The sequence below is a fragment of the Myxococcus hansupus genome (assembly GCF_000280925.3).
Classification (GTDB): domain Bacteria; phylum Myxococcota; class Myxococcia; order Myxococcales; family Myxococcaceae; genus Myxococcus; species Myxococcus hansupus.
On sequence record NZ_CP012109.1, the window covers coordinates 279,075 to 306,024 of the forward strand.

29 protein-coding genes are annotated in these 26,950 nt (G+C 70.8%); 17 read left to right on the top strand and 12 right to left on the bottom strand.

Annotation, left to right across the window (positions count from 1 at the left end):
• Positions 1-117 precede the first annotated feature (117 nt).
• From A176_RS01135 to A176_RS01145, 3 genes are all read left to right on the top strand, one after another.
• On the top strand, positions 118-792 hold the full coding sequence (locus A176_RS01135) for a DUF4336 domain-containing protein (protein WP_002633323.1): 675 nt from the start codon (positions 118-120) through the stop codon (positions 790-792).
• Between the two features lie 76 nt (positions 793-868).
• Positions 869-1,519, top strand: coding sequence for a TetR/AcrR family transcriptional regulator (locus A176_RS01140; protein WP_226994142.1), 651 nt, complete (start codon positions 869-871; stop codon positions 1,517-1,519).
• Between the two features lie 71 nt (positions 1,520-1,590).
• Positions 1,591-2,220 (top strand): MXAN_6652 family MXYO-CTERM-anchored protein, encoded by a 630-nt coding sequence (locus A176_RS01145; protein ID WP_044890531.1) that lies wholly within the window; start codon positions 1,591-1,593, stop codon positions 2,218-2,220.
• A 45-nt stretch (positions 2,221-2,265) separates the two neighbouring features.
• Here A176_RS01145 and A176_RS01150 read toward each other — a convergent pair whose 3' ends face one another.
• A complete protein-coding gene (locus tag A176_RS01150; protein WP_002633320.1) occupies positions 2,266-2,496 on the bottom strand; it encodes a hypothetical protein in 231 nt (76 codons plus the stop codon).
• 247 nt (positions 2,497-2,743) lie between these two features.
• Between A176_RS01150 and A176_RS01155 the strand changes: the two genes are divergently transcribed.
• The gene (locus A176_RS01155) at positions 2,744-3,634 is read left to right on the top strand and encodes an endonuclease/exonuclease/phosphatase family protein (protein ID WP_021781433.1); all 891 of its coding nucleotides are present in this window, start codon (positions 2,744-2,746) and stop codon (positions 3,632-3,634) included.
• Positions 3,635-3,658: 24 nt separating this feature from the next.
• Here A176_RS01155 and A176_RS01160 read toward each other — a convergent pair whose 3' ends face one another.
• Positions 3,659-4,210: a hypothetical protein gene (locus A176_RS01160; RefSeq protein ID WP_002633318.1), complete on the bottom strand. Its 552-nt coding sequence runs from the start codon at positions 4,208-4,210 to the stop codon at positions 3,659-3,661.
• A gap of 55 nt (positions 4,211-4,265) precedes the next feature.
• The gene (locus A176_RS01165) at positions 4,266-4,637 is read right to left on the bottom strand and encodes a hypothetical protein (protein ID WP_044890530.1); all 372 of its coding nucleotides are present in this window, start codon (positions 4,635-4,637) and stop codon (positions 4,266-4,268) included.
• Between the two features lie 253 nt (positions 4,638-4,890).
• On the opposite strand from A176_RS01165, the gene A176_RS01170 reads away from it, so the two are divergent.
• Positions 4,891-5,466, top strand: a complete 576-nt coding sequence (locus A176_RS01170) for a YdcF family protein (protein ID WP_002633315.1) — start codon at positions 4,891-4,893, stop codon at positions 5,464-5,466.
• On the opposite strand, the gene A176_RS01175 is transcribed toward A176_RS01170, so the two are convergent.
• Together A176_RS01175 and A176_RS01180 are read right to left on the bottom strand one after the other, a co-directional pair.
• Complete coding sequence (locus A176_RS01175) at positions 5,447-7,225, bottom strand: trypsin-like peptidase domain-containing protein (protein ID WP_002633314.1); 1,779 nt, start codon at positions 7,223-7,225, stop codon at positions 5,447-5,449. The genes A176_RS01170 and A176_RS01175 overlap by 20 nt on opposite strands.
• 118 nt (positions 7,226-7,343) lie before the next feature.
• Positions 7,344-7,856 (bottom strand): MarR family winged helix-turn-helix transcriptional regulator, encoded by a 513-nt coding sequence (locus A176_RS01180; protein WP_002633313.1) that lies wholly within the window; start codon positions 7,854-7,856, stop codon positions 7,344-7,346.
• A gap of 96 nt (positions 7,857-7,952) precedes the next feature.
• On the opposite strand from A176_RS01180, the gene modA reads away from it, so the two are divergent.
• From modA to modC, 3 genes are read left to right on the top strand one after another with little or no spacing between them, the layout of a single operon-like run.
• A complete protein-coding gene (modA, locus tag A176_RS01185) occupies positions 7,953-8,723 on the top strand; it encodes a molybdate ABC transporter substrate-binding protein (RefSeq protein ID WP_002633312.1) in 771 nt (256 codons plus the stop codon).
• Positions 8,723-9,397, top strand: a complete 675-nt coding sequence (modB, locus tag A176_RS01190; protein WP_002633311.1) for a molybdate ABC transporter permease subunit — start codon at positions 8,723-8,725, stop codon at positions 9,395-9,397. The genes modA and modB overlap by 1 nt, the downstream gene beginning before the upstream one ends.
• Positions 9,394-10,464 carry a molybdenum ABC transporter ATP-binding protein gene (gene modC, locus A176_RS01195; protein ID WP_002633310.1) on the top strand — a complete coding sequence of 357 codons (1,071 nt, stop codon included), beginning with the start codon at positions 9,394-9,396 and terminating at the stop codon, positions 10,462-10,464. The genes modB and modC overlap by 4 nt, the downstream gene beginning before the upstream one ends.
• Before the next feature lie 7 nt (positions 10,465-10,471).
• On the opposite strand, the gene A176_RS01200 is transcribed toward modC, so the two are convergent.
• A complete protein-coding gene (locus A176_RS01200; RefSeq protein ID WP_226994143.1) occupies positions 10,472-11,179 on the bottom strand; it encodes a siderophore-interacting protein in 708 nt (235 codons plus the stop codon).
• 109 nt (positions 11,180-11,288) lie between these two features.
• Between A176_RS01200 and A176_RS01205 the strand changes: the two genes are divergently transcribed.
• The 8 genes from A176_RS01205 to A176_RS01240 all read left to right on the top strand — a co-directional run bounded on the left by A176_RS01205 (position 11,289) and on the right by A176_RS01240 (position 20,289).
• Positions 11,289-12,323 (top strand): HmuY family protein, encoded by a 1,035-nt coding sequence (locus tag A176_RS01205; protein ID WP_226994144.1) that lies wholly within the window; start codon positions 11,289-11,291, stop codon positions 12,321-12,323.
• Positions 12,320-13,930, top strand: coding sequence for an MXAN_6640 family putative metalloprotease (locus tag A176_RS01210; RefSeq protein WP_002633307.1), 1,611 nt, complete (start codon positions 12,320-12,322; stop codon positions 13,928-13,930). Before A176_RS01205 ends, A176_RS01210 begins: the two co-directional genes overlap by 4 nt.
• A 197-nt stretch (positions 13,931-14,127) precedes the next feature.
• Positions 14,128-15,210: a type III polyketide synthase gene (locus tag A176_RS01215; RefSeq protein WP_044890527.1), complete on the top strand. Its 1,083-nt coding sequence runs from the start codon at positions 14,128-14,130 to the stop codon at positions 15,208-15,210.
• A complete protein-coding gene (locus A176_RS01220; protein WP_021781430.1) occupies positions 15,204-15,779 on the top strand; it encodes an isoprenylcysteine carboxyl methyltransferase family protein in 576 nt (191 codons plus the stop codon). Before A176_RS01215 ends, A176_RS01220 begins: the two co-directional genes overlap by 7 nt.
• Positions 15,772-16,050, top strand: coding sequence for an acyl carrier protein (locus A176_RS01225; protein WP_002633304.1), 279 nt, complete (start codon positions 15,772-15,774; stop codon positions 16,048-16,050). The genes A176_RS01220 and A176_RS01225 overlap by 8 nt, the downstream gene beginning before the upstream one ends.
• The gene (locus A176_RS01230) at positions 16,047-17,804 is read left to right on the top strand and encodes a fatty acyl-AMP ligase (protein WP_044890526.1); all 1,758 of its coding nucleotides are present in this window, start codon (positions 16,047-16,049) and stop codon (positions 17,802-17,804) included. Before A176_RS01225 ends, A176_RS01230 begins: the two co-directional genes overlap by 4 nt.
• A 123-nt stretch (positions 17,805-17,927) precedes the next feature.
• On the top strand, positions 17,928-19,025 hold the full coding sequence (locus A176_RS01235) for an NAD(P)/FAD-dependent oxidoreductase (RefSeq protein WP_002633302.1): 1,098 nt from the start codon (positions 17,928-17,930) through the stop codon (positions 19,023-19,025).
• 184 nt (positions 19,026-19,209) lie between these two features.
• Positions 19,210-20,289, top strand: a complete 1,080-nt coding sequence (locus A176_RS01240; protein ID WP_002633301.1) for an MBL fold metallo-hydrolase — start codon at positions 19,210-19,212, stop codon at positions 20,287-20,289.
• A 67-nt stretch (positions 20,290-20,356) separates the two neighbouring features.
• Here the strand turns inward: A176_RS01240 and A176_RS01245 are convergent, their stop codons facing one another.
• A complete protein-coding gene (locus A176_RS01245) occupies positions 20,357-20,803 on the bottom strand; it encodes a DUF3592 domain-containing protein (RefSeq protein WP_044890524.1) in 447 nt (148 codons plus the stop codon).
• Positions 20,804-20,945: 142 nt separating this feature from the next.
• Between A176_RS01245 and A176_RS01250 the strand changes: the two genes are divergently transcribed.
• Positions 20,946-21,692, top strand: a complete 747-nt coding sequence (locus A176_RS01250) for a glutathione S-transferase (RefSeq protein WP_002633299.1) — start codon at positions 20,946-20,948, stop codon at positions 21,690-21,692.
• A 54-nt stretch (positions 21,693-21,746) separates the two neighbouring features.
• On the opposite strand, the gene A176_RS01255 is transcribed toward A176_RS01250, so the two are convergent.
• From A176_RS01255 to A176_RS01275, 5 genes are all read right to left on the bottom strand, one after another.
• Positions 21,747-22,484: an SDR family oxidoreductase gene (locus A176_RS01255; protein ID WP_002633298.1), complete on the bottom strand. Its 738-nt coding sequence runs from the start codon at positions 22,482-22,484 to the stop codon at positions 21,747-21,749.
• A gap of 24 nt (positions 22,485-22,508) precedes the next feature.
• Positions 22,509-23,903 carry an FAD-binding oxidoreductase gene (locus tag A176_RS01260; RefSeq protein ID WP_002633297.1) on the bottom strand — a complete coding sequence of 465 codons (1,395 nt, stop codon included), beginning with the start codon at positions 23,901-23,903 and terminating at the stop codon, positions 22,509-22,511.
• A 13-nt stretch (positions 23,904-23,916) separates the two neighbouring features.
• Positions 23,917-25,386 carry a UbiA family prenyltransferase gene (locus A176_RS01265; RefSeq protein ID WP_002633296.1) on the bottom strand — a complete coding sequence of 490 codons (1,470 nt, stop codon included), beginning with the start codon at positions 25,384-25,386 and terminating at the stop codon, positions 23,917-23,919.
• A 90-nt stretch (positions 25,387-25,476) separates the two neighbouring features.
• Positions 25,477-26,520, bottom strand: a complete 1,044-nt coding sequence (locus A176_RS01270; protein ID WP_002633295.1) for a class I SAM-dependent methyltransferase — start codon at positions 26,518-26,520, stop codon at positions 25,477-25,479.
• A gap of 10 nt (positions 26,521-26,530) precedes the next feature.
• Positions 26,531-26,932, bottom strand: a complete 402-nt coding sequence (locus A176_RS01275) for an MXAN_6627.5 family MYXO-CTERM protein (protein WP_338042807.1) — start codon at positions 26,930-26,932, stop codon at positions 26,531-26,533.
• Positions 26,933-26,950: the final 18 nt, after the last annotated feature.

Genomic DNA, 26,950 nt, shown 5'->3' on the forward strand with positions numbered 1-26,950 from the left:
CGGAAATCAACGGCCCCGTCGCCCTGGCAGGCGCTGGGTCCCTTCCGGACAGGATTGATTTTTCGACCCGAGGTCAGAATAATGAGTTGAGGTCGAATCCACTTCCAGGGGGCAGTCATGTTTCGCCAGGTGGCCGAGGGCGTGTACGTCTTCACGGTGCAGTTCCAGATGGGCGTCATGGACTTGGGAGGCCGGATGACGGCTGTCCGCTTGCCGGACGGAGGGCTGTGGTTGCACTCGCCCGTTCGCTTCAGTCCGGAGGCGCGGGCGGCGGTGGACGCGCTCGGGCCGGTACGCTTCCTGGTGGCGCCCAACCTGATGCACCACGTGTCCCTGGGGGACTGGGCGGAGGCCTATCCGGACGCGAAGGTGGCGGCGCCCGCGGGGCTGCGGCGCAAGCGGTCCGACTTGCGCATCGATGTGACGCTGGGTGACACGGCCGAGGCCGCCTGGGCACCCGTGTTGGAGCAGGTGTTCGTCCAGGGGATGCCGAAGTTGGACGAGCTGCTCTTCTTCCACCGCCCCAGCCGGACGCTGCTCGTCACCGACCTGGCATTCAACATCCACCAGACGGGTTCGTGGTTCACCCGCCTGTACCTGAAGATGAACCGCGCGTGGCAGCGGTTGTCGCCCACGCTGCTGACGCGCTCCCTCGTCAAGGACCGGGAGGCCCTGCGGGCGTCACTGGCGCGCGTCCTGGCGTGGGACGTGGAGCGCGTGGTGGTCTGCCACGGCGACGTGCTGGAGCAAGGCGGTCAGGAGGCGGTGCGCGATGCCCTCGCCCGGCTCTAGTGGTGGTGGTGGCCGCAGGGCCGCGCCGGGGCGCCGCCGTGCCCCCGCTGTGCCCGCCGCACCCGCACCGGGAGTGGTGGCGTCGAGCTCGAGCGAGCCCTCCGAGCGCGAGGCGCGCAAGGCACGGCGTCAGGAAGGGCGCCGCCAGGCCATTCTCGCCGCGGCCCGGGCCGTGCTCGTCCAAGGCGGGGTGTTGGGGTTGACCCTGGAGGCCGTGGCGGCGGAGGCGGACTTGAGCAAGCCTTCACTTTTCTACTACTTCCGCTCGAAGGAGGACCTCGTCGGCGCGTTGGCGGTGGAGGGGTTGGCGCGCGAGGTGAAGGTGCTGGAGGCGGCGGTGGTGTCCGCCGCCAGCGGAGTGGAGGCGCTGGCCGCGCTGGTTCGGGCCCGGGTGGATTTGTACGCCGAGGACCTGGACGGCTTCCGCGTCGTCTACCTGTGGCCACAGTTGGTGGGGCGTCAGTCGGAGGCCCATCAGGCGCGGGTGCTGGCGCTGAGTGGACAGCTCAATGATGTTCTGGAGGCCCGGCTGCAGGCGGATGCCCGCGCGGGCCGGCTGGCCCCGGGGCTCCAGCCGCGTCGCCTGGCGAACGTGGCCTGGGCCACGGCGCAGGGGGTGCTGTCGCTGGTGGCCGGATTGGAGCACTCCGGGGTGGGGACCCGCTACACGCTGTCGCAACTGCGTGACGAAGCCTGTGCGGTATTGCTGCGCAGTGGCGGCCGTTAGGACGGCTGTGAAGGATGGGAGCGACGCGCTATGTAGAGGGCCTCCTTTTCCGACGTTTTCTCGGAGGCTTCATGCGGTCGTTCCTTGCATCTCTCGGCGTTGCCGGTGTCGTGTCGGCGTGCCTCGTCTCTGGCTCCGCGCTCGCCAACTCCGCCGGCATCAGTGGCAGAAGTGGCCGGGATGGCTCGAGCCTCACTTGCGCCGAGTGCCACACGGGGGGCGGAGCGGCTCCCACGGTGACCATCGAGGGGCCTGCCACGCTCGCGCCGGGCGCGACGGGTAACTACTCGCTCATCATCCGGGGCGGTCCGGCCGCGGGCGCCGGCTACAACGTGGCGGTGAGCGAGGCGGCGGCCACGCTCACCGCGGGTTCGGGCTCGCGCAAGCTGAGCGGTGAGCTGACCCACAGCACCATCCGCCGCTTCTCCAACGGCGAGGCGCGCTTCGACTTCACGATGGTCGCCCCGGCCACCGCGGGCCGCGTCACGCTGTTCGGCGCGGGCAACTCGGTGAACGACAACGGCACCGAGCAGGGCGACTCCTCGGCCACCACCACGCTCGAGGTCAACGTGACCGGCGGCGGCAGCGGTGGTGGCGACGGTGACGGCAACGATGACGGCGGCTGCGCCGCCGCCGGTGGTGTCCCGTTGCTGGGCGCGGCCCTCGTGCTGCTCAGCACCCGTCTGCGCCGCCGCCGCTAGCACCTCTCGCCGGCGCCTCCGGGAGGGTGAGTTGACGCAGCACCCTCAATGACCGGAGGCGACCGAGGCGGTGAACTCTTCCGGAAGGAAGGCGTCGAAGGATGGCAACCGCTGCCGCCAGTTCGTGGGCAGCCGCGACTTCAGCCGGGAATCCCCGGCGAGTCGCAGGATGGCCAGTGACACCAGGCCCAGCCCCACGGCGCTGCGAAGTGGCGCCGGGCGACGCGCGCGGCGGCGGGAGCGGTAGCTGCGCAGCCCCAAGGGAATCAGCGCCACGGGAAGGGCCGCCAGCGCCAGGGTGCGCCAGGGTCGCCGGCCAGAGGTCTCGGATGCCAGTGTCGGTTCCATGAAGGAACAGGTTGGGGGCGGTGGGCGGCCTGGGGAAGGGCCCGGTCGTGTGAAGCAGCCGCGGCCTCGCTGTCTTGCTTCCTTGTCGCCTGACTGCTCGCCTGCCCTCCGCGCGGGCGTGGGTGGGCGGGGCGACAGGCCTTCGCTCGGGACGTAACATCGCGCCCCTCCCGACATGCGCCTTCGCCATCTCCTCCCCGTCCTGTTCTTGATGGGGCCGCTCGCGTGCGCGACCGGCCCGGGTCACCGCGCCGCCACCGTGACGGACGCCGCTGTCCAGCGCGCGCCGGGTGAGCTGCGGGTGATGACGTTCAACATCCAATCGGGCGCCCGCGGCTTGGAGCGCGTGGCCCAGGTCATCCGCGCGGCGGTGCCGGACGTCGTGGCCTTGCAGGAGGTGGACGTGGGCTCCACCCGCGCGAAAGGGCTGGACCAGACGGCGGAGCTGTCCCGCCTCACCGGCTTGAAGTACCGCGCGCACTTCCGCACCACGGACCTGTTTGGCGGCGCCTACGGCATCGCGCTGCTCTCCCGCTTTCCGTTGGAGGCGCTGGCGCAATACCCGCTGCCGGTGCCGAGCGGCGCGGAGCCTCGGACGCTTGCGCACGCGGTGATGGAGGTGGATGGCCGCGAGGTGAGCGTCTATCTCACGCACCTCATCCGCCGTCCCTTCAACGGGAACACGCGGATGCGGCAGAGCGCGTACGTGGCCCGGCTGCTGGCGCAGGACACCCGGCCGAAGCTGCTGATGGGGGATCTCAACGATGGCCCCGACTCCCGCTCCACCCGGCTCTTGCGGCGGGGGCTGCGGGACGTCGTCGCGGAGACGGGCTCCGTGGGGGGCACGTATCCGCTGCCCGCCTTCCTGCCCACGCTGCGCATCGACTACGTGCTGGCGTGTGACTCCTTCACGCCCGTGGCCAGCCGCGTGCTGCGCGTGGATGTCTCCGACCACTACCCCGTGGTGGCGGACCTGCGGCTGAAGCTGGACGCGGTGGCGAAGCGCGACGGGCCGGCGGTGGCGGAGTCCGACGCCGCTGGGCGCATCACCGGCGCCGCGCCTTGAGCCTGGCGCGGGCCGGAGTGGACCTCAGCCCACGTTGAAGCGGTAGAGGACCTCGTTGTCGTTCCGGGTGAAGCCCTTGAGCACCTGGTGCTCGAGGTTCTGCGCGCCCAGGTACGCCAGGCCGCCGTGGGCGAAGCCCATCACCGACAGCTCGAAGTACGGGTGCGGCTTGGGAACGTTCGTGATGTGCAGGTCGGTGTGGCCCTGACCGGGAATCACGTTGAGGTCGCCCTCGGTGAAGTAGCCCTTCCAGATGCCGGGGGTGAAGAGGAGGAAGCGCCGGAAGTCGCCCTGGCTGAACATCGCCTTGAGCTGGCCCTGGCCCAGCGCGTACTCGGCGGACTTCACGCCGAACTGCCACCAGGCGTTCAGGTCGTTGTTGTAGAAGCGCGCCAGCAACTCGTCGTTGAGCCGGAGGAACGCGTCCGCGGGCATGCGCGACACCGGCATCACGGGCCTGGCGAAGAAGGGCTCCTTGGCCGCGAACTCGGTGAGGAACGCCTTCCAGGCCGCTTCCCCGTGGGTCTGCACCATCAACTGTTGCCGGGCCAGGAAGGCGACGCCTTTGACTTCCATCTGCATCCTCCACGGGGCGCGACGTGCGCCACGTCTGGGGTGGGGTGGTGGGTCTTCAATCGAGCTGAAGCCCGCAGTCGCTACAGGCGCCTTCCACCAGCGGCGCGGCGGTGCCACAGGCGGGGCAGGGGAGCTCGCCGTCCTCCGTGATGGGGGCGCCGCCCACGGGCGCCAGTCCTTCGCGCTCCATGCTGTCCGCCCAGCGCTGATGGAGCAGGGCGGCCACGCGCGGGCCGTCCTCGGGGCGCACCAGCACCTGGAACTTCGGGCTGCACCCGGGCTTGGCGCACGCCTCGCGGTGGACGAGCGCGGGGACGTCCGCGTCCAGGCAGGCGTCCACCAGGCGCCGTGCATCCATCAGCGCCATCTCCGCGCAGGGGACCAACTCCACGTCCGACAGGGCCTTCGTCACGTCTTCCGGTGTCATCACCCGGGTGATTGGAGCGCACCGCGAGGGGCCGCGTCCAGCCCGCGCGAGGCGGGCGTGTCTGCCAGCCGAATCACGCGATGCGCCATGTCGTGGTGTCCTCGGCGCGTCACGCTCCGTTGCTGGAGAACAGGGGGCTTCGGATTGCGCCGTGGCTCGGGCGCTACTTCGGGCTACCCTGCGGCGCGTGCCGCTCATCGCGCCTGGACATCGAACCGAACGTGTCGCCCGAGCGCTGCTGATTGGGGCGGGGGTGCTGACGTGTGGTGTCTTCGGGCTCGCCTGGGTGGTGGACCGCTTCGGGCAGCGTGAGGGCGCGGCGCCCGCGGATGCGCTGGTGGTCCTGGGGGCGCGTGTGCTCCCGGGCGGTGTGCCTTCCGGTGCGCTGCGGGCGCGCACGGAGCACGCGGTGGCGCTGTATCGCCGTGGGGTGGCACCTCGGCTGGTCTTCTCCGGCGGCGTGGGCGTGAATCCGCCATCCGAAGCGCGGGCCATGCTTCAGCTCGCCACGCGGATGGGCGTGCCCGCCGAGGCGTGTGTGCTCGAGGAGGGCAGTCACTCCACGGATGACAACGCGCGGCTCACGTCGGTGCTGCTTCGCGAGCTGGGCGCGCGGCGTGTCGTGGTGGTGTCCGACCCGTACCACCTGATGCGCGCGCGCAACTACTTCCGGCTGTACGGCCATGAAGTGGCCACCAGTCCGGCGCTGGAGACCGAGCGCAACCTCGACACGATGGACCGCATCTACTGGACGGTGCGAGAAGCCGTCGCGCTGCTCGTGCATCCGCGTGTGTTGCTGGCGCGCGCGCCTACTTCTCCGGCACCGTGAGCGCGCGCAGCTCGCGGCCTCCGCCGGGAAGCGCGACGCGGAGCAGCACCCTCTGTCCCGGCTTCGTCTTCCGCAGCGCGCGCACCACGTCCTGCGCACCGCGCACGGGTTGGTTCGCGGCCTCCACCACCACCATGCCGGGAAGCATCCCCGCGTGTTCCGCCATGGAGGCTGGCGCCACCTCCGTCACCAGCGCGCCCGTCTCGGGCAGCTCCTCCGACTCCGCGAGCCGTGGGTCCATGTCCATCACGCTCAACCCCACGCGATGCTCCGCGGGGCGCTTCGCGTCGTCCGGGGGCTTGTTCGCGGCGACGCCCTCCAGGTCAGGCCGTTTGCCCAGGGTCGCCTTCACGTCGTGCTTCTTCGCGTCCCGGTAGAGCGTCAACGAGAGCTCCGAACCCGGCGCCTTCATCGCGACCCACCGCGTGAGCGCTCGCGCCGAGTCGACGGGCTGCCCATCCACGGAGACAATGACGTCATCCTGCTGGAGCCCTGCCCTGGCGGCCGCGGTCTCCCGGGTGACGTCCGTGACGACCGCGCCTTCGCGCACCGGCGCACCCAACGCTTCACCCAGGTCCGGCGTCATGTCCTGCACCAGCAGCCCCAGCCAGCCTCGGGAGACGCTGCCCTTCTTCTCCAACTGCGGCAGCAGTGACTTGACGAGGTTGCTGGGCACCGCGAAGCCAATGCTCGAGCCCTCACCCGCGATGGCGGTGTTGATGCCCACCACCTCGCCGCGCAGGTTGAACAGCGGGCCGCCAGAGTTCCCTGGGTTGATGGCGGCATCCGTCTGGAGGAAATCATCGAAGGGGCCCGCCTCGATGTTCCGTTCCTTCGCGGAGAGGATGCCCAGGCTGGTGCTGGAGGCCAGGCCAAACGGATTGCCAATGGCCACCACCCAGTCCCCGACGCGCAGCGCGTCCGAGTCCCCCATGCGCACCACGGGAAGCGCCTTCGCGCCCTTCGGCAATTCGAGTTGGAGTATCGCCACGTCCGTGAGCGGGTCCGAGCCCAACACGCGGGCCTCCAGGTCGCGCCCGTCGGCGAGCTGCACCTGAATCTCCTCGGCGTCCGCCACCAGATGGTGGTTGGTGAGTACCCGGCCCGTGGCGTCGATGATGAACCCCGAGCCGATGCCCTCGCGCACGGGTGGGGCGAAGGGGACGGAGTCTTTGAACGGGGAGGGCGGAGCGTCATCAAAGGGCGAGCCCCCGAAAGGCGACCCATCGAAGGGGGAGCCTCCGAAGGGCGAGTCATCCCCCGGTGCGCCAAGAAAGGGCGATGCCCCTCCGCCATTCCTCGGTGCGCCAAGGAAGGGTGATGCCCCTCCGCCACCCCTCGGTGCGCCAAGAAAGGGCGACGGCCCGCCGCCACCCCTCGGTGCGTCTTCATCTTGCGGAGCGCCACCGAAGGGCGATGGCCCGTCGCCACCCCACGGCGTGCCGTCGTCTTGCGGTGAGTCACCAAAAGGCGATGCCCCTCCGCCACCCCATGGCGTGTCCTCGCCCTCCTCCCGCGCGGACGCGCCAATCCGGACCTCCACGTTGACGACCGCGGGACTCACGGAGGCCACCAGCGGTGCGACGGAGGCGAGCGCCAATGCACGTCCCGGGGGCAGCGCGGGCCCGGAGGGCTCGCTGGAGGAGGGTGCCTGCTCCGTGTAGGGCACCGACTCCGGCGGCGTCTCCTCCGCGTCCCTCCGGCAGGCCACCAGGCCCAGGAGTACTCCCACCGCCAGCCCGCGTGCGCGTCCCGTCATCGCCGTCCCCCTCCGGCAAGCTGCGACCGCCGTGCTCGTGAGGGTCCCTGCCCCCTCGGGCATGAGGCACGTCAGCTTGCTCGTCGGCGGGAGAGGCTTCGGAGCGCTCGGCTCGCCGTCAGGCTGAACGTTCGCGCGGCGTGGCCGGCGTCGGCGGGGCGTCGATGCGCTTCAGCAGCTTCTCCAGGATGGAGAAGAGGGCCTTGCGGTCTCCCGTGTCCAGGATGCCCAGGAACTGGCGCATGCCGGAGGAGACGAGGCGCTCGAGCCGCTGCCAGGTCGCCTGCCCATCCTCCGTGAGGCGGCAGTGGACGACGCGCCGGTCGGTCGCGCTGCGCTCGCGAGCGAGGTGTCCCTGGCGTTCGAGCCGGTCCACCACACCCGTCACCGTCTTCTCGGTGACGCCCAGTCTGCGCGCGAGGTCGCCCATGGTGAGCGCGCCGTCCCGGCCGAGCCACAGGATGGCGTGGACCTGGGGTGGCGTGAACTGGAGCTGCTCGCACATGCTGGCGATGGGGTCACGGAGCGAACGGCGCCGGCCCAACGCGAGGAGCAGGCCTTGGAGCTTCTCCAGGTCCTCGGAGACGTCATCATCCTCTTTGTGGAATTTCCGTGACACGGAGTATCCCATAGCGGCCCCGCCAGAGCGGGTCAATCTGTTGTCTGGACGTCCGCAGACCTGACGACAATGCGGCGCGGATTGTCGGGATATGCGAGGAGCTACGCCATGCGTCATCTGACCCTGCTCTGTGCCGTCGTCACGTTGTTGGCGGGCTCGCTCGCTCGGGCCGACAAGGCGCTGGTGTTCGCGGCCGTGAGCACCACCGACGCGCTCCAGGAGTTGGCTCCGGCCTTCACGAAGGCCACGGGGCACACGGTGGAATTCTCGCTGGGGGCCTCCAGTGACCTGGCGCGTCAGGTCATCGCGGGGGCCCCGGCGGATGTCTTCCTCTCCGCGGACGAAGCGCAGATGGATGCGGTGGAGAAGGCGGGGCTCATCGCGCCAGCGACCCGCGTGGACCTGTTGTCCAACCGGCTGGTGGTGGTGGTGCCGGCGGATGCGAAGACGAAGCTGTCCACACCCTCCGCGTTGCGAGGGCTCAAGCGGCTGTCGCTGGCGGACCCGGAGGCGGTGCCCGCGGGCGTGTACGCGAAGGCCTGGCTGGTGAAGGTGGGGCTCTGGAAGGAGCTGGCGCCGAAGGTCATCCCGGCGTTGGACGTGCGCGCGGCGCTGGCGGCGGTGGAGACGGGGCGCGTGGACGCGGGCGTGGTGTATTCCACGGACGCGGCGCATTCGAAGCGCGTGCGCGTGGCCTTCCAGGTGCCCGAGCAAGACGTGCCGCGCATCGCGTATCCCGCCGCCGTGCTGACGCGCGGTGACGCGACGGAGGCGGGCCGCGCCTTCGTGCGCTTCCTTCAGTCCGACGCGGCCCGGAAGGTCTTCGCGCGGCATGGCTTCGGTACTCCCGCCGTGGCGCCGGGGACGCGGGCTCCTTGATGGAGGGCGTCACCGAGCTGGTGCTGTTCACGGTGTGGGTGGCGGTGCTGGCCACGCTGCTCATCCTTCCGTTCGGTGTGGCGGCGGCGTACGCCCTGGCGCGGTGGGACGGTCCAGGCAAGGGCGTGGTGGAGACGGTGCTCACCCTGCCGTTGGTGCTGCCGCCCACGGCGGTGGGCCTGGTGCTGTTGGAGTTACTCGGCCGCCATGGCCCCGTGGGGCGTGTGTTGGATGCGTGGGACGTGGAGGTCGTCTTCACGCCCAGGGCGGTGGTGCTGGCGAGCGCGGTGATGGCGTTCCCGTTGCTGGTGCGCTCCGCCCGCTCCGGCTTCGAGGAGGTGGACCCCCGGCTGGTCGCGGTGGCGCGCACGCTGGGCGATTCACGCATGCGGGCCTTCTTCCGCGTGACGCTGCCGCTGGCGTGGCGCGGGGTGCTGGTGGGCGCGCTGCTGGCATTCTCGCGCGCGCTCGGTGAGTTCGGCGCCACGGTGCTGGTGGCGGGCAACATCCCGGGCCGCACGCAGACGTTGTCGCTGGCCATCTTCCAGCGCACGCAGTTGGGGCGGGACGCGGAGGCGTTGCAGTTGGCGGGCGTGGCCGCGTTGCTCGCGTTCGTGGCGGTGTTCGCGACCGAGGCCGTGACGCGGCGGCGCGGGCGGCGGGTGCGCGCGTGAGCCTGGACCTGGACCTCCGGCTGCCGCTGGCGCGCTTCACGTTGGAGGTGAAGACGCGGCTGGAGGGCACCTCCGTGGCGGTGATGGGCCGCTCGGGCTCCGGCAAGACGTCGCTGTTGGAGGTGCTCGCGGGCCTGCGGCGCGGCGCGCGCGGCCGGGTGGAGGTGAAGGGACGCGTGTTGTTGGACAGCGCGGCCCGGCGCGACGTGCCCCCCGAGCAACGCCGCATGGGCTACGTGCCGCAGGACGCGCTGCTCTTCCCGCACCTCACGGCGGCGCAGAACGTGCGCTTCGGGGTGCGGCCGGGACGTGCATCTCGCGTGGATGAAGCCGTGGAGATTCTGGAGCTGTCGCCGCTGCTGCACCGCTATCCCGCCACGCTGTCCGGCGGCGAGAAGCAGCGCGTGGCCCTGGCGCGCGCGCTGGCCACGGACCCGGCGCTGTTGCTGCTGGACGAGCCGCTCGCGGCGCTGGATGTGGCGCTGAAGGAGCGGGTGCTGCCGTACCTGCTGCGCGTGCGCGACGAGGCCCGCGTGCCGATGCTGTACGTGACGCACCAACTGGGCGAGGCGCGCGTGCTGGCCCAGGAGGCGCTGCTGCTGGAGCAGGGCCAGATTCGCGCGGCGGGGCCCGCGGCCGAGGTGCTGGGCACGGCGGCGCGAGGGCTGCTCGGGGCCGGCGAGGAAGGCGAGGAGAACATCCTCGAAGGGGTCCTGGACCGGCCCGAAGGCGGCGGCCTGCGGCTGACGCTGACGGGGGGCCTCTCGCTGTGGGTGCCGGACGCGCCGGAGCTGGCCACGGGCCTGCGCGCGGCCTACGCGGTGCCCGCCTCTGACATCCTGCTGTCCATCCACGCGCTGACGGGCATCTCCGCCCGGAACGTCATGGCGGGCACGGTGGTGAAGGTGGAGCCGCTGCCCGTGGGTGAGGCCGCGGCCACGGTGGAGGTGGACGGCGTGCGCTGGGTGGTGTGGCTCACGTCCGCGTCGGTGCGGGAGCTGGGCGTGGTGCCCGGTGCGCGCGTGTTCCTGGCGGTGAAGTCCTCCGCGTGCCGGCGGCTGCGCTGACGACGCCTCAGAGGCCGCGCTTGCCGTCGGCCCAGTAGGCCTTGCTGCGCACGTCTCGCTTCGCGAAGCCCCGTCGCTCGAGCAGCTCCTTGCGCAGCATGACGATGGAGCCCGCATGGCCCGACAGGTACGCCGTGGTGCCGGTGCTGCCCTCGAGGCCGCTCGACTCCAGCCAGGTCAGCAGCGCCATGCCGCGCGGCGTGGGACCCGTGCGCGGGACGGCGGTCAACGGAAGGCCCACCAGCCCGGGCCAGTCCTCGGCGCCGGGTGACACCTCGACGGCGCCGCTCACGTTCGCGGATGGGGGCAACGCCCGCAGCAGCGCGACGAACAGCCCCAGGCAGGTCTCGTCACCCAGGAGCACATGGTGCTGGGCCTCGCGGTTGAGCACGAAGCGTCCACCAGGGCCCAGGATGTCCACCAGGGCGCCGGGTTGGAGCGCCTCCGCCCACGCGCTGCCAGGCCCCTGGCCATGCAGGAAGAAGACGACCTCCAGGGCGCCGGTCGCCACGTCCACATGCGTGGGCGTGTAGTGCCGGAACGCGGTGGGGCCGACGCGAAACTCCACCTCATGGCCGGGCTCGAAGTGCGCGCCCTTGAGTGCGTCGCCCACGAAGCGCACGCGACGAAGTCGAGGGGCCAGCGACTCGATGGTGGTGACGCGCGTGGGCTTCGCGAACCACGGCACCAACGTGTTTGCGAGGAGTGCGGGCATTTCCGGCATGGGGCGTCCTTCGAATGACGATTCCAAAGGTCAAAGTATTGAATATGAGAATCGTTATCAACTAGGGTGCGCGGCGTGGAAGCCGGAAGGGCACAACGCCGTGCGCGTCCTGCCCTGGCCGTGGGTGGCCACCGGCTCCGCATCCTCCGAGGGAGAGCTGCTGATGAAGAGTCACGCCGAACAAGTGATGCAGAGGGACGCCGGGAAGCAGGGACTTTGGGTGCTGGCCGCCGTGGCCATGGCGCTGGTCCTGCTGGTGAACTGTGGTTCGTCCGAAGAGGACCCCACCCCGGTGCCTGACGCGGGCCAGACGGATTCGGGGACTCCGCCGGCTGACTCGGGCACGGATCCGGTCCCGGACTCTGGAACCGACCCGGAGCCGGACGCTGGCACGGAGCCCGAGCCGGACGCGGGGACGGAGCCTGAGCCGGACGCGGGCACGGAGCCTGAGCCGGACGCGGGGACGGACCCGGAGCCCGCGTGCACCAACGCGGTGCCGTGCAGCGAGCAGAGCATCGACCGGCTGAACCTGCTCACGACGCCGTCGACGACGGAGATGTACGAGGAGGAGGCGCCGGCGGGCGAGTTCCATTCGTACGTCGACGCCCGGGCGGGTGGCCTGAACGTGAACCAGTCCTACACCTACGCTCGCTTCACGCAGACCGGTCTGTCCCGCGTCAGCATCGATGACCAGAGCGCGCTGGGCGCGCATGACTGGGACATCGCCTTCCGCCGTTACTACATCCGGGTGAACAGCGGCACGTCCGGCCCGTCCTGCGTCACCGTGGCGCGGCTGCCCGAGGGCACCCGCTTCGAGGACGTGACGTCCGTGGCCGAGGGCCTGAGCTTCCAGAAGGACGCCTGGTACACCGAGACGTGTGAGTTCATCCCGGACAACTCCGGCCTGTCCGGTCCGACGATGGCGCTCAGCGGCTTCTGGAGCTACACGGGCTGCATCAAGATGTCGGGCGACGTCTACGTCATCCGCCTGGCGGACGGGCGTCACGTGAAGTTCGAGGTGACGTCGTACTACGACCTGCCGGTGCAGCAGCACTGCAACGCGAACGACAGCCTGCCGTCGGGTGTTCCGAGCGGCGCGGCGCAGCTCCGCGTGAAGTGGGCCTTCCTGCCATGAGGCTCCGGGCGCTGCTCCTGCTCCTCCCTTTCGGGTGTGGACCTGTCCAGCAGGCTCCGCGTGAACCGCACGAGCGGCACGATGCGTTCGTGACGTGGGAAGCGGGACTGCAAGCGGGAGTGCGCCCCACCTCGCCCTCGTCGATGCCACCGCGCTTCGACGAGGGTGAGGCCGTGGAGTCGGTCGCGTCCCCTGGGGGGCGCTTCCGAATCCACTTCTCCCGTGCCGGGTCCAACGCGGTGCCGCCGGCGGACGCGGATGGCAATGGCGTGCCGGACGCGGTGGACACCGTCGCGGCCGCGTATGACCGCGTCGCGGACTTCTACGAAAGCCTGGGCTTCCGCCTGCCGCCGGATGACGGCTGGGTGGCGGGCGACAACGGCGGTGATGACCGCTTCGACGTGTACCTGGTGGACTTCGGCGGCGTCGCGGACGGCGCGTTCCGGCTGGACGGCTGCCTGGAGGAGACGTCGCGCTGCACCGGGCACATGCTCCAGGAGAACGACTTCGCGGGGTACAACTACCCCTCCTATGGCGAGGCGGTGGACATCCTCGCCAGCCACGAGTTCTTCCACGCGGTGCAGGCCGCCTATCACCCCGGGCTGGGCAGCGTGGCGTCCGAGGGCACCGCGGTCTGGGCCAGCGAGCGCTACCGGCCCGCGCTGGATGACCTGGAGCGCTTCACCGCCGCGTACCTGTCGCGTCCGGACCGCACCCTGGTGCTGGACCCGGAGGGGCCGGCGGTGTCCTTCAGCTACGGCACGAGCATCTACTTCCAGTTCCTGGGCGAGCGCTTCGGGGACGAGGTGGTGCGCGCGCTGTGGGAAGAGAGCGTGGTGACGCCGTCGGTCCGCTGGCCGGTGCTGGTGGAGACGGTGCTGCGGCGTGACTGGGGCGCGGACTTCAACACCGCCTTCGCCGAGTTCGCCCTGTGGAACATGGCCACCGGGCCGCGCCGGGCGCTGGACGCGGGCTATGCGCGCGGCGAGGGCTACGCGCGACTGACGGTCGCTCCGCGCACCCTGCCGGTGTCGGAGCCGTCCGTCCGGGTGGCCGTCGCGTCGACGCGCTACTTCGAGGTGGAGGGGGGCACGCCTTTCGTCACGGCGTCCTTCACGCCCGCCGAGGGGGAGGCTTCCCCCGCCCTGCATCTGCTGGTGGCCGCGGTGACGCCGACGCAGATGCTGCGCGTGGCCCGCGCGGAGGGAACCGGCACGCTGTCCGCGCAGGTGGCGGCGTCGGACGCCAGCCACGTCATCGTCGCCGTGGTGGACGGGCGGCTCGAGGGCGTCGGCCGGTACGGGCGGCTGTGCGTTTCGGGGGAGGACTCCGGGGCGCCCTGCCTCGACGTGCCACCTCCCGGCCCCGATGGTGGCACCGGGGGCGACCCGGACGGTGGGGCGGATGGTGGCACCGGCACCGACCCTGACGGTGGCGTGGACGCGGGCACCGGGAGCGACCCGGACGGTGGCGTGGACGCCGGAACCGACGCGGGAGGTCCGAGCGAACCTGCGCCGCCGCGTGACGAGGGCGGCTGTTCGTCGGCGCCGGGCGGGTTGACCTGGGCGGTCCTCCTGCTGCTCGTGGGCGTGTTCCTCCGGCGCTGAGGAAGGTTCGTTCAACCCTTGTGCAGGGGCGCGGGCGGCTTTCCTCGACAGGGGGGCCGCCCGTGTGCGTCATCCGCGTGACACTCCCGTGCGCGCGGTGTGCGGGCAACACTCCAGCAGGCACATCCCAGATCGCGTTGGACGCTGTCTCCGATTAAGCGTCAACTCTGGACCGACGCGAATGCCCCGGGAATGCCATGCACAGTGCCACAGGCCAGGACCGCTCGCCGTTCATTCGTACGGTGGGACGTGCGCTTCCGCCGCACTACGCCAGTCAGGAGCAGCTCATCGCCGCGTTTCGCGAGCTGTGGGCGACACGCCACTTCAACCTGGAGCGCTTGGAGGACCTCCACCGCGCGGTGCAGGTTGGCGGCCGACACCTGGCGCTGCCGTTGGAGGACTATCCGCCGCTGGTGACGTTCCAGCAGCGCAACGACGCCTGGATTCGCTCGGCCACGGCGCTGAGTGAGACGGTGGTGCGCCAGTCGTTGGACGCGGCGGGGCTCACGCCCTCGGACGTGGACCACGTCTTCTTCGTCACCGTGACGGGCATCGCCACGCCCAGCATCGACGCGCGGCTGGCCAACCGGGTGCGCTTCCGCGAGGACATCAAGCGCACGCCGCTCTTCGGGCTCGGCTGCGTGGCGGGCGCGGCGGGGGTGGCGCGCGCGGCGGATTACCTGCGGGGCTTCCCCACGCACACGGCGCTGCTCATCGCCGTGGAGCTGTGCTCGCTGACGTTGCAGCGCGAGGACCTGTCCATCCCCAACATCATCGCCTCCGGCCTCTTTGGTGACGGCGCCGCCTGCGCGGTGCTCCGAGGCGCGGAGGTGCCCGGCGCGAAGGGGCCTCGCGTGGTGGCGTCGCGCGCGGTGTTCTACCCGGACACCGAGCGCATCATGGGGTGGGACGTGGTGGACTCCGGCTTCAAGGTGGTGCTGTCCGCCAAGGTGCCCGGGTTGGTGAAGGACCACATCCGGGGCAACGTGGATGGCTTCCTCGCGCAGCATGGGCTCACGCGCGGGGACATCCGGCACTGGGTGGCGCACACCGGCGGGCCCAAGGTGCTGGAGGCCTTCGAGGAGGCGCTGGAGCTGCCGGCCGCGTCGCTGGAGCGCTCGTGGGCGTCGCTGCGCGAGGTGGGCAACCTCTCCTCCGCGTCGGTGCTCTTCGTGCTGGGCGAGACGCTGGAGCAGGTCGACGCGCGGCCCGGGGACTGGGGTGTGATGATGGCCATGGGTCCGGGCTTCGGCGCGGAGATGGTGCTGCTGCGATGGTGACCTTCACGCAGGCCGTGTTCCTGGCCTTCATGGGCGTGCTCGTCGCCGAGCGCGTGTTGGAGTTGGCGCTCTCCAAGCGCAACGCCGCGCTGGCCTTCGCGCAAGGCGGCGTGGAGACGGGGCAGAAGCACTACCGCTTCATGGTGGTGTTCCACACGCTCTTCCTGGGCGCGTGCGTAGCGGAGGTGTTCCTGCTCCAGCGCGCGTTTCCGGGCGTCTGGGGTTGGGTGGCGCTCTGCGGCGCGGTGTTGGCGCAGGGGCTGCGGTACTGGGCCATCATCACCCTGGGGAACCGGTGGAACTCGCGCATCATCGTGGTGCCGAAGCTGGCGCCGGTGACGGGCGGTCCCTATCGCTTCCTGCGCCACCCCAACTACGTCGCGGTGGTGTTGGAGCTGGCGTGTGTGCCGCTCATCCACGGAGCCTGGTGGACGGCGGTGGTCTTCACGGTGGGCAATGCGGCGCTGCTCTACGTACGAATCCGCGCGGAGGAAGCGGCGTTGGGTGAGGTGTACGCGCGGGAGTTCTCTCACCGTCCCCGCTTCATTCCGGAGGTGCCACGTGGTTGAGCGCGAATTGGAGGTCATTACCGAGATTCACCGCATCGTCGCCGATGAGCTGGAGTGGAAGGGCACCGTGGAGCCCGCGCAGGATTTGGTGCGCGACCTCCAGTTGGACAGCCTGGGGCTCACGGTGCTCGCGGTGGGGCTGGAGAACCGCTTCCGCATCCGCCTGTCCGAAGAGGACGCGCAAGGCGTGCGCACGGTGGGAGACCTGGCGAAGCTGGTGGCCCGGCGAGTCGCGGCGCCCCCGGACGCGGTGACCGAGGTCGGCACGTGAAAGGCCCCGCGTTGCCCGCGTCGAGACACCCGACGGTGAACGCGGCGCTCGCGGCGACCGCGCGCTCCTCGCCGCTGGGGCTCACCTTCGTGGACGCGGCCGAGCGTGAAGTGACGATGCCCTGGTCGGAGGTGTACGCCCGCGCGAAGCGCACCGCCGCGGGGCTGGGGAGATTGGGCGTGAGCGAAGGGGACCGGGTGGCCTTGCTGCTGCCCACGTCGCCCGCCTTCATGGATGCCTTCTTCGGCACGCTGCTCGCGGGCGCGGTGCCGGTGCCGCTGTACCCGCCGGTGCGGCTGGGGCGGCTGGAGGAGTATCACCGGTCCACCTCACGGATGCTCCAGGTCACCGGCGCGGTGATGGTGCTGACGGACGCCAAGGTGCGGCTGCTCCTGGGCCCGAGCGTGGAGAAGGCGCGTCCCCGGCTGGGCTGTCACACGGTGGAAGCCGTCTCTCGGGGCGAGGACACGCGGGAGGTCGCCGTGCGGCCCGATGCCCTGGGGCTCATTCAGTTTTCGTCTGGCTCCACGGTGGACCCGAAGCCGGTGGCGCTCACGCACGAGGCGCTGCTCGCGCAGGTGTCGGCGCTGGAGCTGGCCATGCCCCTGGGGGACGGCGTGCCGCGCGTGGGCGTGAGCTGGCTGCCGCTGTACCACGACATGGGGCTCATCGGCTGTCTGCTGTCGGCCATGTACTACCCGGGGCACCTGGTGCTGATTCCCCCCGAGGTCTTCCTCGCGAGGCCCGCGCTGTGGCTGCGCGCGTTGTCCCGGCACCAGGCCTACATCTCGCCCGCGCCCAACTTCGCCTATGGGCTGTGCTTGAAGCGGGTGAAGGACGAGGACCTGGGCGGCGTGGACCTGTCCGCCTGGAAGCACGCGCTCAACGGCGCGGAGCCCGTGTCCTCGGACACGCTGCACCGCTTCGCCCAGCGCTTCGAGCGGTGGGGCTTCTCCGCGCGGGCACTTCGTCCGGTGTATGGCCTGTCCGAGGCGTCGCTCGCCGTCACCTTCCCGCCGGAGGGCCGAGGTCCCCGCGTGCTGGGCGTGGACGCGGGCCTGCTCGCGCGCGAGGGGCGGGTCGAGGCGGGCTCGCGTGAGCTGGTGAGCGTGGGCCAGCCCGTGGCGGGCTTCGAGGTGGAGGTGCGCGGCGAGACCGGCGAGGTGCTCCTGGAGCGTCAGGTGGGCCGGGTCTTCGCGCGGGGGCCTTCGCTGATGTCTGGCTATTTCGCGGACGCGCAGGCCACCCACCGGGTGCTGACGCCGGAGGGCTGGTTGGACACGGGAGACCTGGGCTTCCTCGCGGACGGCGAGCTGTACCTCACCGGCCGCGCGAAGGACGTGGTCATCATCCGCGGCGCCAACCACGCGCCACAGGCCTTCGAGGACCCCCTCCAAGGCGTGGACGGCGTGCGCACGGGTTGCGCGGTGGCGTTGGGCTTCACCCCGGAGGGGGGCGGGGACGAGGCGCTGCTCATCCTCGCCGAGCGCGCGGGGTCGGAGGCGGACGCCGGCGTCGAGGAGCGCATCCGCACCGTGGTGGTGGAGGCCACGGGCGTGCGTCCGCACACGGTGCGTCTGTTGGAGCCAGGGACGTTGCCGCGGACCTCGAGCGGCAAGCTGCGCCGCGCCGAGGCCCTGCGGCGGTTCCTCGCGGAAGAGCTGGCGCCGCCCAAGCGCGTGGGCCCGGTGGGGCTCGCCGTGGAGATGGCCAAGAGCGCGCTAGCGATGGTGCGCGCGGAGAGTGATTCGTGAGGCGTTCCCCGCGCGCGCAATGGCTTGCGCGACCCAGGTGCCGGAATACCCAGACCTTCCTGGGGGGCGGCGTCGAGTGTTATGGGGTTGAAAGGCATTGAGCGCCGGGGAGGGGTCCACGCCGTGAAGCGGTACGACGTTGCCGTGGTCGGGGGCGGACCCGCTGGGCTCTCGGTGGCCATCACCACCACGCTGCGTGGGTTGAACACCGTGGTGCTGGAGCGCGCCAGCGCGCCCGTGGACAAGGCCTGCGGCGAAGGCTTGCTGCCCGCGGGGCTGGCCGTCCTGGAGCGGCTGGGCGTGCGGCCACTCCTGGATGACGAAGGGAGCTTTCCCTTCAAGGGGGTCCGCTACGTCCAGGAGGACGGCAGCACGGCGGAGGGCCTCTTTCCTGGCGGTGGCGCGCTGGGCGTGCGGCGTGTGGCGTTGGCCTCGGCGCTGGTGTCGCGGGCGCGCGCGGTGGGCGCGGAGCTCCGTGAGCGCACGCAGGTGTTGTCGCACCAGCGCAGCGGTGACGGCGTGGTGCTGCACACGGCCGAAGGCCCCGTGGAGGCCGCGATGTTGGTGGCGGCGGACGGTCTGGCTTCGCCGCTGCGCCACGCCGAAGGGCTGGATGTGGAGCCCGTGGGGCCGCGCCGCTTCGGGCTGCGTCGGCACTTCCAGCTCGCGCCGTGGACGCCCTATGTGGAGATCTACTTCGCGCCGGGTGTGGAGGCGTACGTGACGCCCACGGGCGTGAAGCGCGTGGGGCTGGCCTTTCTGTGGGAAGACGGCCGGGTGGACGGGCGAGTGAGCTTCGAGTCGCTGCTGTCCCGCTTCCCTGTGTTGGAGGCGCGTTTGTCGGGCGCGGCGCCGGACTCCCAGCCACGCGGCGCGGGGCCGCTGGCGCGTGTGTCACGGGCGCGAATCGCGGACCGCTTCGCGCTGGTGGGCGACGCGGCGGGCTACGTGGACGCCATCACGGGCGAAGGCATGTCGCTGGCCTTCGTGTGCGCGGAGGCGTTGGGCAACCTGCTCCCGGATGCGCTCGCCCGAGGCGCTACGCGCGAGTCCCTGGCGCCATACGAGGACTGCTTCCAGCGCGTCTTCCGCAAGTACTCCTGGTCCACGGGCGCGCTGCTCATGCTGGCGCGTCGTCCCTGGCTCCGCCGCCCCGTGGTGCGGCTGCTGGGCAAGACGCCTTGGGCGTTCGAGCGCATCCTGCACGGCATCGTGACGTGAGCGCGCGGGCGTTTGCGCCGCCCGTCACCGGGGTGTGACACCCGCCGTGCAGAGTGAGGGCCCGAAGTGCGTTCCCGGTTGCCGGGCGGGCGCAAACCCGGTCCACTCTCACGCCGAGACAAGGACTCCGGGCCCGGGCCGAGCGGGCGTCTTCACCGTCCTGTCTGGATGGAGCGCCACACCCATGTCCCTGGACCGACCTTCTCGGCCCGTGTCGAAGCTTTTGTCGCTGGTGTTGTTGATGGCGGCGCCGTGGCTCGGAGGCTGTCTCTTCGCGGGGCCCCGCCATCAAGGGCCGGTGACGGACCACTTCGATGGTGAGCGCTTCGAGAACCTGGAGCCCGTCAAACGCCTGAGCGCGGACGAGGTCTACAAGGCGCTGAGCAAGGGGTATCGCGGCCCGTGGCGGGACTACGAGGAGACGCCTCCAGGCAATCCGCCGCCGGAGCGCGTGGGGCCAGGAAAGCTCCGAGTGACGTTCATCAACCACGCCACCGTGCTCATCCAGGCGGACGGGCTCAACGTGCTGACGGACCCCATCTATTCGGACCGTCCCAGCCCGGTGCCCTTTGTCGGCCCCAAGCGCGTGCGGCCCCCGGGCATTCGCTTCGAGGACCTGCCGCCCATCGACGTGGTGGTGGTGAGCCACAACCACTACGACCACATGGACATGCCGACGCTGCGGCGGCTGGAGGAGGCGCACCACCCGCGCTTCATCGTGGGGTTGGGCAACAAGGCCCTGCTGGAGGGCGAGGGCTTCCAGCGCGTGGTGGAACTGGACTGGTGGCAGTCCACGGAGGTGGCGCCCGGCCAGACGGTGACGGCGGTCCCCGCGCAGCACCGCTCCAACCGAGGGCTCACGGATGTCTCGGCGACGCTCTGGGCGGGCTACGTCGTCTCCACGTCCGGCGGCCCCGTGCTCTTCGCGGGGGACACGGGCTTTGGTCCCCACTTCGCGATGATGGCCGAGCGCTTCGGGCCCATGCGGCTGTCGGTGCTGCCCATTGGCGCGTACCGGCCCACGGCGTTCAGGCCGGTGCACATGGGGCCGGTGGAGGCCCTCCAGGCGCACAAGGTGCTGCGCTCCTCCACGTCGGTGGCCATGCACTACGGCACCTTCGCGCTCGCGCTGGATGGCCAGGACGAGGCGAAGTACCACCTGCTGTGGCTGCTCGCGCGTGAGCCCCAGCGCCCGCGCTTCTGGGCCCTGGGCTTTGGTGAGGGCCGCGACGTGCCCGTGCTCGACGTGAAGTCCGGACGGTAGGGCGGGCCCGCCAGCGTGGCTCGGCCCCACCCACGGGTCCGGCTCCAGCCGCGCTCCAGGTTCGCGGTCAGACGTTCTTGAAGAGCGCGTGCGCCAGCGCCGCGGCGCCGAAGCACAGCAGTCCGAAGATGGAGGTGATGATGGGGCCAGCCCATGGTCCCAGCCCGGCGAAGTGCACCTTCCGCGTGCGGGGGTCCATTCGCAGTTCCACGGCCTCTCCCTGCCGGTCCTGGACGCTCGTCCGGTCCATCTCCACCGGCGCCTCATGCGAGACACCGTCGGCTTCGTACCGGACCAGGTACTGGTAGCAGGTGTAGGAGGTGGACCGTTTCTTGTCGTCCGTCTTGCTGCACTGCTGTGGCAGGTGGCCGATGATGACACCGGATACGTCCACCGCGTGCGAGTCGAAGTCATAGGCCGACCGCGCCAGGAACGCGGTGAGGGCGAACAGCGCCACCCCGAACGACCCGAAAACCGCCAATGGCCCGAACAGCTTGGACCTCACCCAACGCATGCCGGCTCCCGTTTCGACTGTCACGTGCCGGGCAAGCCTACTTCGGACCGTGGGGGACTGAACCCTTCATGCCGCCCGCTTCCAGCCTGGAGGCGGCGTAAGCGCAGGATGCGCGCCGGTTCTCTCCACCGAGGTCACGACCATGGGCGACGCGAAGTTCGAACTGTTCTACTGGCCCGGCATCCCCGGCCGGGGCGAGTTCGTGCGGTTGGTGTTGGAAGAGGCGGGCGCGGACTGGGTGGACGTGGGCCTGCTGCCCGAAGGGAAGGGCGGCGGCGCCAAGGCCGTGATGCAACTGCTGGGCAAGGGGCCCGTGCCCGCGTACGCGCCCCCCGTGCTCAAGGTGGGCGACGTCGTCATCTCCCAGGCGTCCAACATCTGCTCGTACCTGGGAGAGCGCTTCGGCCTCGTGCCCCAGGATGAAGCCTCGCGCCTGCATGCCCGCCAATTCCAGCTCACCGTCGCGGACGTGGTGGCGGAAGCCCATGACACGCACCACCCCGTCGCCGTGATGAAGTACTTCGAGGACCAGAAGGACGCGGCGAAGCAGCGCGCGGAGGACTTCCGCGCCACCCGCATCCCCAAGTACCTGGGCTACTTCGAGAGCGTCCTCAAGGCCAACCCACACGGCGGCGGCACGTTCCTGCTGGGCAAGGACTTCAGCTACCCGGAGCTGGCGCTCTACCAGTTGGTGAATGGCCTGCGGTATGCCTTCCCCAATGCCATGCGCCGCATCGCCCCCCAGGTGCCGGGCGTGATGGCGCTGCGCCAGCGCATCTCGGAGCGCCCGCGCATCGCCGCGTATGCGCGCTCACCGCGCGCCCAGCCCTTCAACGAGCAGGGCATCTTCCGCCACTACCCGGAGCTGGACGACCTGAAGTCCGCGTAGCGGGCCTGGGGCACCCGCCACCACCCCCGGTGCTGGCTGCGCCGAGGCGCGCGCTCAGAGCTTCATGCGCTTGAACACCGTCTCCGGAATGGTCCGGATGATGAGCATGATGATCGCCCAGATGCCGGGGACGTAGACCTCGTTCTTCCGAGCGTCCGCGGCGCTCAGCAGGCCGCGCGCCACCTTCTCCGGTGAGGCGAAGAGCTTGTTCTTCGGCAGGTGCGCCGTCATCGGCGTGTCGACGAAGCCCGGCTTCACCGTCACCACCGCCACGTTGGACTTCGCCAGGCGGTTGCGCAGGCCCTGGAGGAACACGTTGAGCGCGCCCTTCGACGCGCCGTACACGTAGTTGCTCTGCCGGCCGCGGTCACCCGCCACCGACGAAATCACCACCAGCGTGCCAGCCTTCTGCGCCTCGAAGCGGTTGGCCAGCACCGTCAGCAGCGACACCGCGCTCAGGAAGTTGGTGCGCAGCACCGCCTCCGTGGCCTCCCAGGAGCGCTGCGCCTCCGCCTGGTCTCCCAGCACGCCGTGCGCCAGCACCACGCCGTCCAGCCCGCCCAGCGCCGTGTACGCGGCCTCCACGAGGCCCTCGTGGCTGTTGAAGTCGTTCAGGTCCACCACCTGCGACTCCACCTTCGCCGAGCCCCTCGTGGCGGCGTCCTTCGTCACCGCCTCGAGGTTCGCCGCGTTGCGGCCAGTCAGGTACAGCGAGGCGCCGCGCGCGGCCAAGAGCCGCACCGTCGCCTGGGCAATGGCGCTGGTGGCGCCGAGGACGAGCACTTTCTTCATGGGGAGCGAATCTCGGAAAGAAGGTCAGCGGATGGCAAGCAGGGACTGCGGCGGGGGCGCCGCCGACGCACCTCGCTCCGCGGCCAGGGAGAAGGGCAGGGACACCGGGTTCACCCGCCGCCAGAACGACGAGGAGAACGACGGGTCCACGTACGGCATGAAGCGCTCGCGCTGCGGGAAGTACGCCGCGAAGTTCTCCGGACTCATCCGCGCGTCCTTCGCTGGGTACACCGCGCCGCCCGCCTGTCGCGTCAGCCGGTCCAGGTCCTCCACCAGCTTCCACGTCTTCTCGCCGCGGTTGGCGAAGTCCATGGCCAGTGTCACGCCCTCGCGCGGGAAGGACAGCCAGCCCGGAGAGGGGATGTCACCGAAAGTCTTGAGCACGGAGAGGAAGCTGGGCAGGCCGCCGCGCGAGCTGCGCTCCAGGATTTCCTTCAGCGCGTCGCGCGCCGTCGAATAGGGCACCACGCACTGGAACTGGAGGAAGCCGCGCCGGCCATAGATGCGGTTCCACGCGTAGATGGCGTCCAGCGGATAGAAGAACGGGTCGTAGTGCGTGAGCCGCTGCTTCGGCTTGCCGTTCTGCCGGTGGTAGTAGAGCCAGTTGAAGGCGGACACCGACAGCCGGTTGAGGCAGAAGGCCGGCATGTCCATGGGCACCGCCAGCCCCACGCCATGGGACAGGTGGCTCTTGGCCAGCGGCAGCCCGTCGAACTGCGGCGGCGCGAAGTTGCCCCGGTACAGCAGGCCGCGCCCCAGCTTCTTGCCCCGGGCCAGGCAGTCCACCCAGGCCATGGTGAACTCGTAGTCCTTCTCGGACGCGCGGGCCACCTCGAGGAACCCGTCCAGGTTCCCGAAGGGCACCGTCTCCTGGAGCACGTACGGGTTGCTGATGGGCTTGAGCTGCACCTCCGCCCAGGTGACGAGCCCGGTGAGGCCCAGGCCGCCAATGGTGGCGCCGTACCAGTCCGGGTTCTCATCCGGCGCGCACACGCGGCGGCTGCCGTCCGAGCGCAGCAGCTCGAAGCGCCGCACGAAGCGGCCGAAGGTGCCGCCGCGGTGGTGGTTCTTCCCGTGGACGTCGTTGGCGATGGCGCCGCCCACCGTCACGAACTTGGTGCCCGGCGTCACCGGCAGGAACCAGCCGCGCGGGGCCGCCAGCCGCAGAATCGTGTCCAGCGACACGCCCGCTTCGCAGCGCACCACGCCGGTGGCCGGGTCGAAGGCGATGAAGCGGTCCAGCCCGGAGGTGAGCAGCAGCGTGCCCCCGGCGTTCAGGCACGAATCCCCGTAGCTGCGCCCCAGCCCGTGGGGCAGCACGCTGCCGTCCTTCGACGGCAATCCGTCCGTGCGCCACACCAGCGTGTGCGCCTGCTGTTCGACTTGGGGATAGCGCCCCCAGGACTCCCATGCCTTCATCGCGCCAGACCTCTCACGTGGCGGCCCATAGCACCAACGCGCACACGAGGCCCACTGCGTAGCTCACCCGGTCCCTCAGGGCGAAGACGAGCGGATCCTCGTTCACCAGCCCGCGGTGGGCCAGCAGCCACACCCGGCCGACCCAGTACAGCATCACCGGGCAGATGAGCCACAGCCGCTCCGGATGTGAGTACAGCGCCGTCACCTCGTCGGAGGTGATGTAGAGCGCCAGCACCAGCACGGACACCTGTCCGGAGGCCGCACCCAGGCTGGCGAGCTGCTCGTAGTCCTGCGCCAGGTAGCCGCGCCCGTGGGCGGACGTCTCGTTGGAGAGCCGCAGCCGCCGCACCTCGCTCAGCCGCTTCACCAGCGCGAGCGAGAGGAAGATGAACATGCTGAACATCATCAGCCAGCTCGACGTGGGCACGTTCACCGCCAACGCGCCGCCGAAAATGCGCACCGTGTACAGCCCGGCCAGCACCAGCACGTCCAGCATCACCACCTGCTTGAGCCGCAGCGAGTAGGCGAGCGTCAGCACGTAGTAGGCGGTCAGCAGGGCGGCGAAGGCGGGCGGCAGCAGCAGGCACACCGCCGCGCCCGCCAGCAGCAGCACGGGCGCCAGCACCACGCCGGTGCTCACCGGCAGCGTGCAGGCCGCGAAGGGCCGCTTCTTCTTCGTCGGGTGTCGCCGGTCCGAGTCCAGGTCCAGCAAGTCATTCAGCACGTACACGCTGGAGGCGCACAGGCTGAAGGCCGCGAAGCCCAGCACCGCCTGGACCATCATGGCGGTGTCGGTGGCCTTGTGCGCCGCGAAGAGCGGCACGAAGACGAGCGCGTTCTTCGCCCACTGGTGGACGCGCAGCGCCTTCACCCAGACGCGGAGGCTGGTGGCCGGGCGCTCGAAGACGCGGTGGACGTCGCGGCCCAGGCCCTGGGCCTGCTTCAGCACGCCAGCGGGCGCGTGGACCACGACGATGCGGCGGCACTCGCGCCACAAGGGCAGGTCCACCGTGTCGTTGCCCGCGTAGTCGAAGGTGCCCAGCAGCTCCTTCAGCTTCGCCAGCTTGCGCGCGCCGGACAGGTTCACCGTCGCCTCGCTGGCGACGACGTCGGAGAAGATTCCCAGGTGCGCGGCCACCGCGTCGGCGATGCGCCGGTCCGCGGCGGTAGCGAGGACGAGGCGGCGGCCCCGGGCCTTCTCCTCGTGGAGCCAGGCCAGGAGCTCCTCGTGGTAGGGCAGGCTCGCCGCGTCCAGGGACGCGCGCCGGGCCACCTCCGCCTTGAAGAAGGCCTTGCCCTTGAGCACCCACAGCGGCGCCAGCAGCAGCAGCCACGGCGCGTGCTTGAAGAGGACGAGCAGGTTCTCGTGCAGCGTGTCCGTGCGCACCAGCGTCCCGTCCAGGTCGACGGCGAGCGGAACGTCCGGGGAATCCTCGGGCAGTGGGGTTTCGGGAAGCATGGGCAGCGAAGTGACGGAGGCCATCGAAAGGCGGGCAGGGTAGCGCAGAGCCGCCCCGCGTGGACACACCACGTCATGGCAGGCACGGCAGGTCAGCGGCCGGGTGGACGACGTTCAGTCCAGCCGGGCCACCAGGAGCGTCTGCAGGGGGAGGTGCCGGATGGGGCGGCTGTGCTCGATGCGGAAGCCCGCGTCGTCGAGGAAGCCCTCGACCTCGGCGGGGGTGTAGGCGGCCGCGCCCGAGGTGAGGAAGTAGTGCAGGCCAATCAGTGGCGCCGCGCTGGCCGGGGCGTCCCGGTCCTCGCGCAGGTACTCCAGCACCGCCAGCGTCCCCTTGGGGGCCAGCGAGCCGCGCACCCGGCGCAGCAGGGCCACGTTCTGCGCGGGCGACAGGTGGTGCATCACCTGGAAGAGCATCACCCCGTCGTACGGGCCGCCCAGCTCCGCGGTGAGGATGTCGCCCTCTCGGTGGGTGACCAGGTGGGTCAGCCCCGCCGAGGCGATGATTTCACGGCCCACGCGGGCGCTGCCCTCCAGGTCCAGCACCGTGGCCTTCAAGCCCTTGTTGCGCAGACACAGCTCGGCGGCGAACCAGCCATGCGCCCCGCCCAGGTCCAACACATGCTTCGCCCCGCGGGGCAGGGGGATGGCCCCCGCGACTTCGGGCGCCGCCAGCCGAGCGAGCTGGTGCATGGCGTGGATGTAGTCGCGCCAGCGCGCGTCGTCCGGCGCGAAGCCGTGGATGTCCACCGCCTCGCCGGTGCGGACGGTGCCCTCCAGCTTGTTCCACCAGTCCCACTGCGCGTAGTTGAACTCGAGGAAGGCGCCCACGTAGTTCGGAGAGCGGGGGTCCAGCCAGCGTCTGGCGCGCGGGGCCAGCCGGTAGCGTCCGCCGCGCTGGCGCTCCACCGCCTCGCAGGCGACCAGCGCCTCCAGCAGCGTGCGCGTGCCTTCCTGGGACAGCTTCAGCCGCGCCGCCAGCGTCTCCGCCGACACGGGGCCGTCCGTCAGCGCTTCGTAGACGCCCAGCCGCACGCCCGCCATCAGCGTGCGCGACGCCATCATCCCGAAGAAGGCATGGGCCACCGGCTGCGGGGCCAGGTTGAGCCAGCCCGCCACGCGCTCCAGCAGATTGTCCGCCTTGAGCCCCAGCCTCATGCGAGTGCTCCTAACGCCTGCGCTTGTACCCACCCACGGCGGCCAGGCCCACGATGACGAGCGCCGCCTCGGCGCCGAGCACGCAGCCTTGCTGGTCCACCTTGCGCACGCCAGTGTACTGGCACAGTCCGTTGTCGCAGGAGAAGCGGGGGGAACAATCCCGGGTGCTGCGACAAGAGGTATTCACCCTGCCTGTACTGTCGTCCCCTTCGGGGTTGTCCCGGTCGGCGCCGCCCTCACCCACGGAGGCGTCGGGGAGGCCGGCGTCGAGCCCTCCATCCGATTGGGCCAGGGCCGCGGCGGGCAACAGAAGAGGAAGGCAGGCCACCAGGCACTGCAGACGGGAACGGAGGACGGAGCGGGAGGGGAACATCGGGGCCATCACCCTAACCGCCTGGAAGGGCGGATGCATCCACGGCGGAGCCAGGAG

Coding starts and splice junctions, on each gene's coding strand:
- A176_RS01275 (WP_338042807.1), bottom strand. CDS start 26,932: ATGCATCCGCCCTTCCAGGCGGTTAGGGTGATGGCCCCGATGTTCCCC.
- A176_RS01155 (WP_021781433.1), top strand. CDS start 2,744: ATGCGCCTTCGCCATCTCCTCCCCGTCCTGTTCTTGATGGGGCCGCTC.
- A176_RS01200 (WP_226994143.1), bottom strand. CDS start 11,179: ATGCCCGCACTCCTCGCAAACACGTTGGTGCCGTGGTTCGCGAAGCCC.
- A176_RS01245 (WP_044890524.1), bottom strand. CDS start 20,803: ATGCGTTGGGTGAGGTCCAAGCTGTTCGGGCCATTGGCGGTTTTCGGG.
- A176_RS01250 (WP_002633299.1), top strand. CDS start 20,946: ATGGGCGACGCGAAGTTCGAACTGTTCTACTGGCCCGGCATCCCCGGC.
- A176_RS01160 (WP_002633318.1), bottom strand. CDS start 4,210: ATGGAAGTCAAAGGCGTCGCCTTCCTGGCCCGGCAACAGTTGATGGTG.
- A176_RS01255 (WP_002633298.1), bottom strand. CDS start 22,484: ATGAAGAAAGTGCTCGTCCTCGGCGCCACCAGCGCCATTGCCCAGGCG.
- A176_RS01240 (WP_002633301.1), top strand. CDS start 19,210: ATGTCCCTGGACCGACCTTCTCGGCCCGTGTCGAAGCTTTTGTCGCTG.
- A176_RS01165 (WP_044890530.1), bottom strand. CDS start 4,637: ATGACACCGGAAGACGTGACGAAGGCCCTGTCGGACGTGGAGTTGGTC.
- A176_RS01270 (WP_002633295.1), bottom strand. CDS start 26,520: ATGAGGCTGGGGCTCAAGGCGGACAATCTGCTGGAGCGCGTGGCGGGC.
- A176_RS01145 (WP_044890531.1), top strand. CDS start 1,591: ATGCGGTCGTTCCTTGCATCTCTCGGCGTTGCCGGTGTCGTGTCGGCG.
- A176_RS01265 (WP_002633296.1), bottom strand. CDS start 25,386: ATGGCCTCCGTCACTTCGCTGCCCATGCTTCCCGAAACCCCACTGCCC.
- A176_RS01220 (WP_021781430.1), top strand. CDS start 15,204: ATGGTGACCTTCACGCAGGCCGTGTTCCTGGCCTTCATGGGCGTGCTC.
- A176_RS01135 (WP_002633323.1), top strand. CDS start 118: ATGTTTCGCCAGGTGGCCGAGGGCGTGTACGTCTTCACGGTGCAGTTC.
- A176_RS01175 (WP_002633314.1), bottom strand. CDS start 7,225: ATGACGGGACGCGCACGCGGGCTGGCGGTGGGAGTACTCCTGGGCCTG.
- A176_RS01215 (WP_044890527.1), top strand. CDS start 14,128: ATGCACAGTGCCACAGGCCAGGACCGCTCGCCGTTCATTCGTACGGTG.
- A176_RS01210 (WP_002633307.1), top strand. CDS start 12,320: ATGAGGCTCCGGGCGCTGCTCCTGCTCCTCCCTTTCGGGTGTGGACCT.
- modA (WP_002633312.1), top strand. CDS start 7,953: ATGCGTCATCTGACCCTGCTCTGTGCCGTCGTCACGTTGTTGGCGGGC.
- A176_RS01180 (WP_002633313.1), bottom strand. CDS start 7,856: ATGGGATACTCCGTGTCACGGAAATTCCACAAAGAGGATGATGACGTC.
- modB (WP_002633311.1), top strand. CDS start 8,723: ATGGAGGGCGTCACCGAGCTGGTGCTGTTCACGGTGTGGGTGGCGGTG.
- A176_RS01260 (WP_002633297.1), bottom strand. CDS start 23,903: ATGAAGGCATGGGAGTCCTGGGGGCGCTATCCCCAAGTCGAACAGCAG.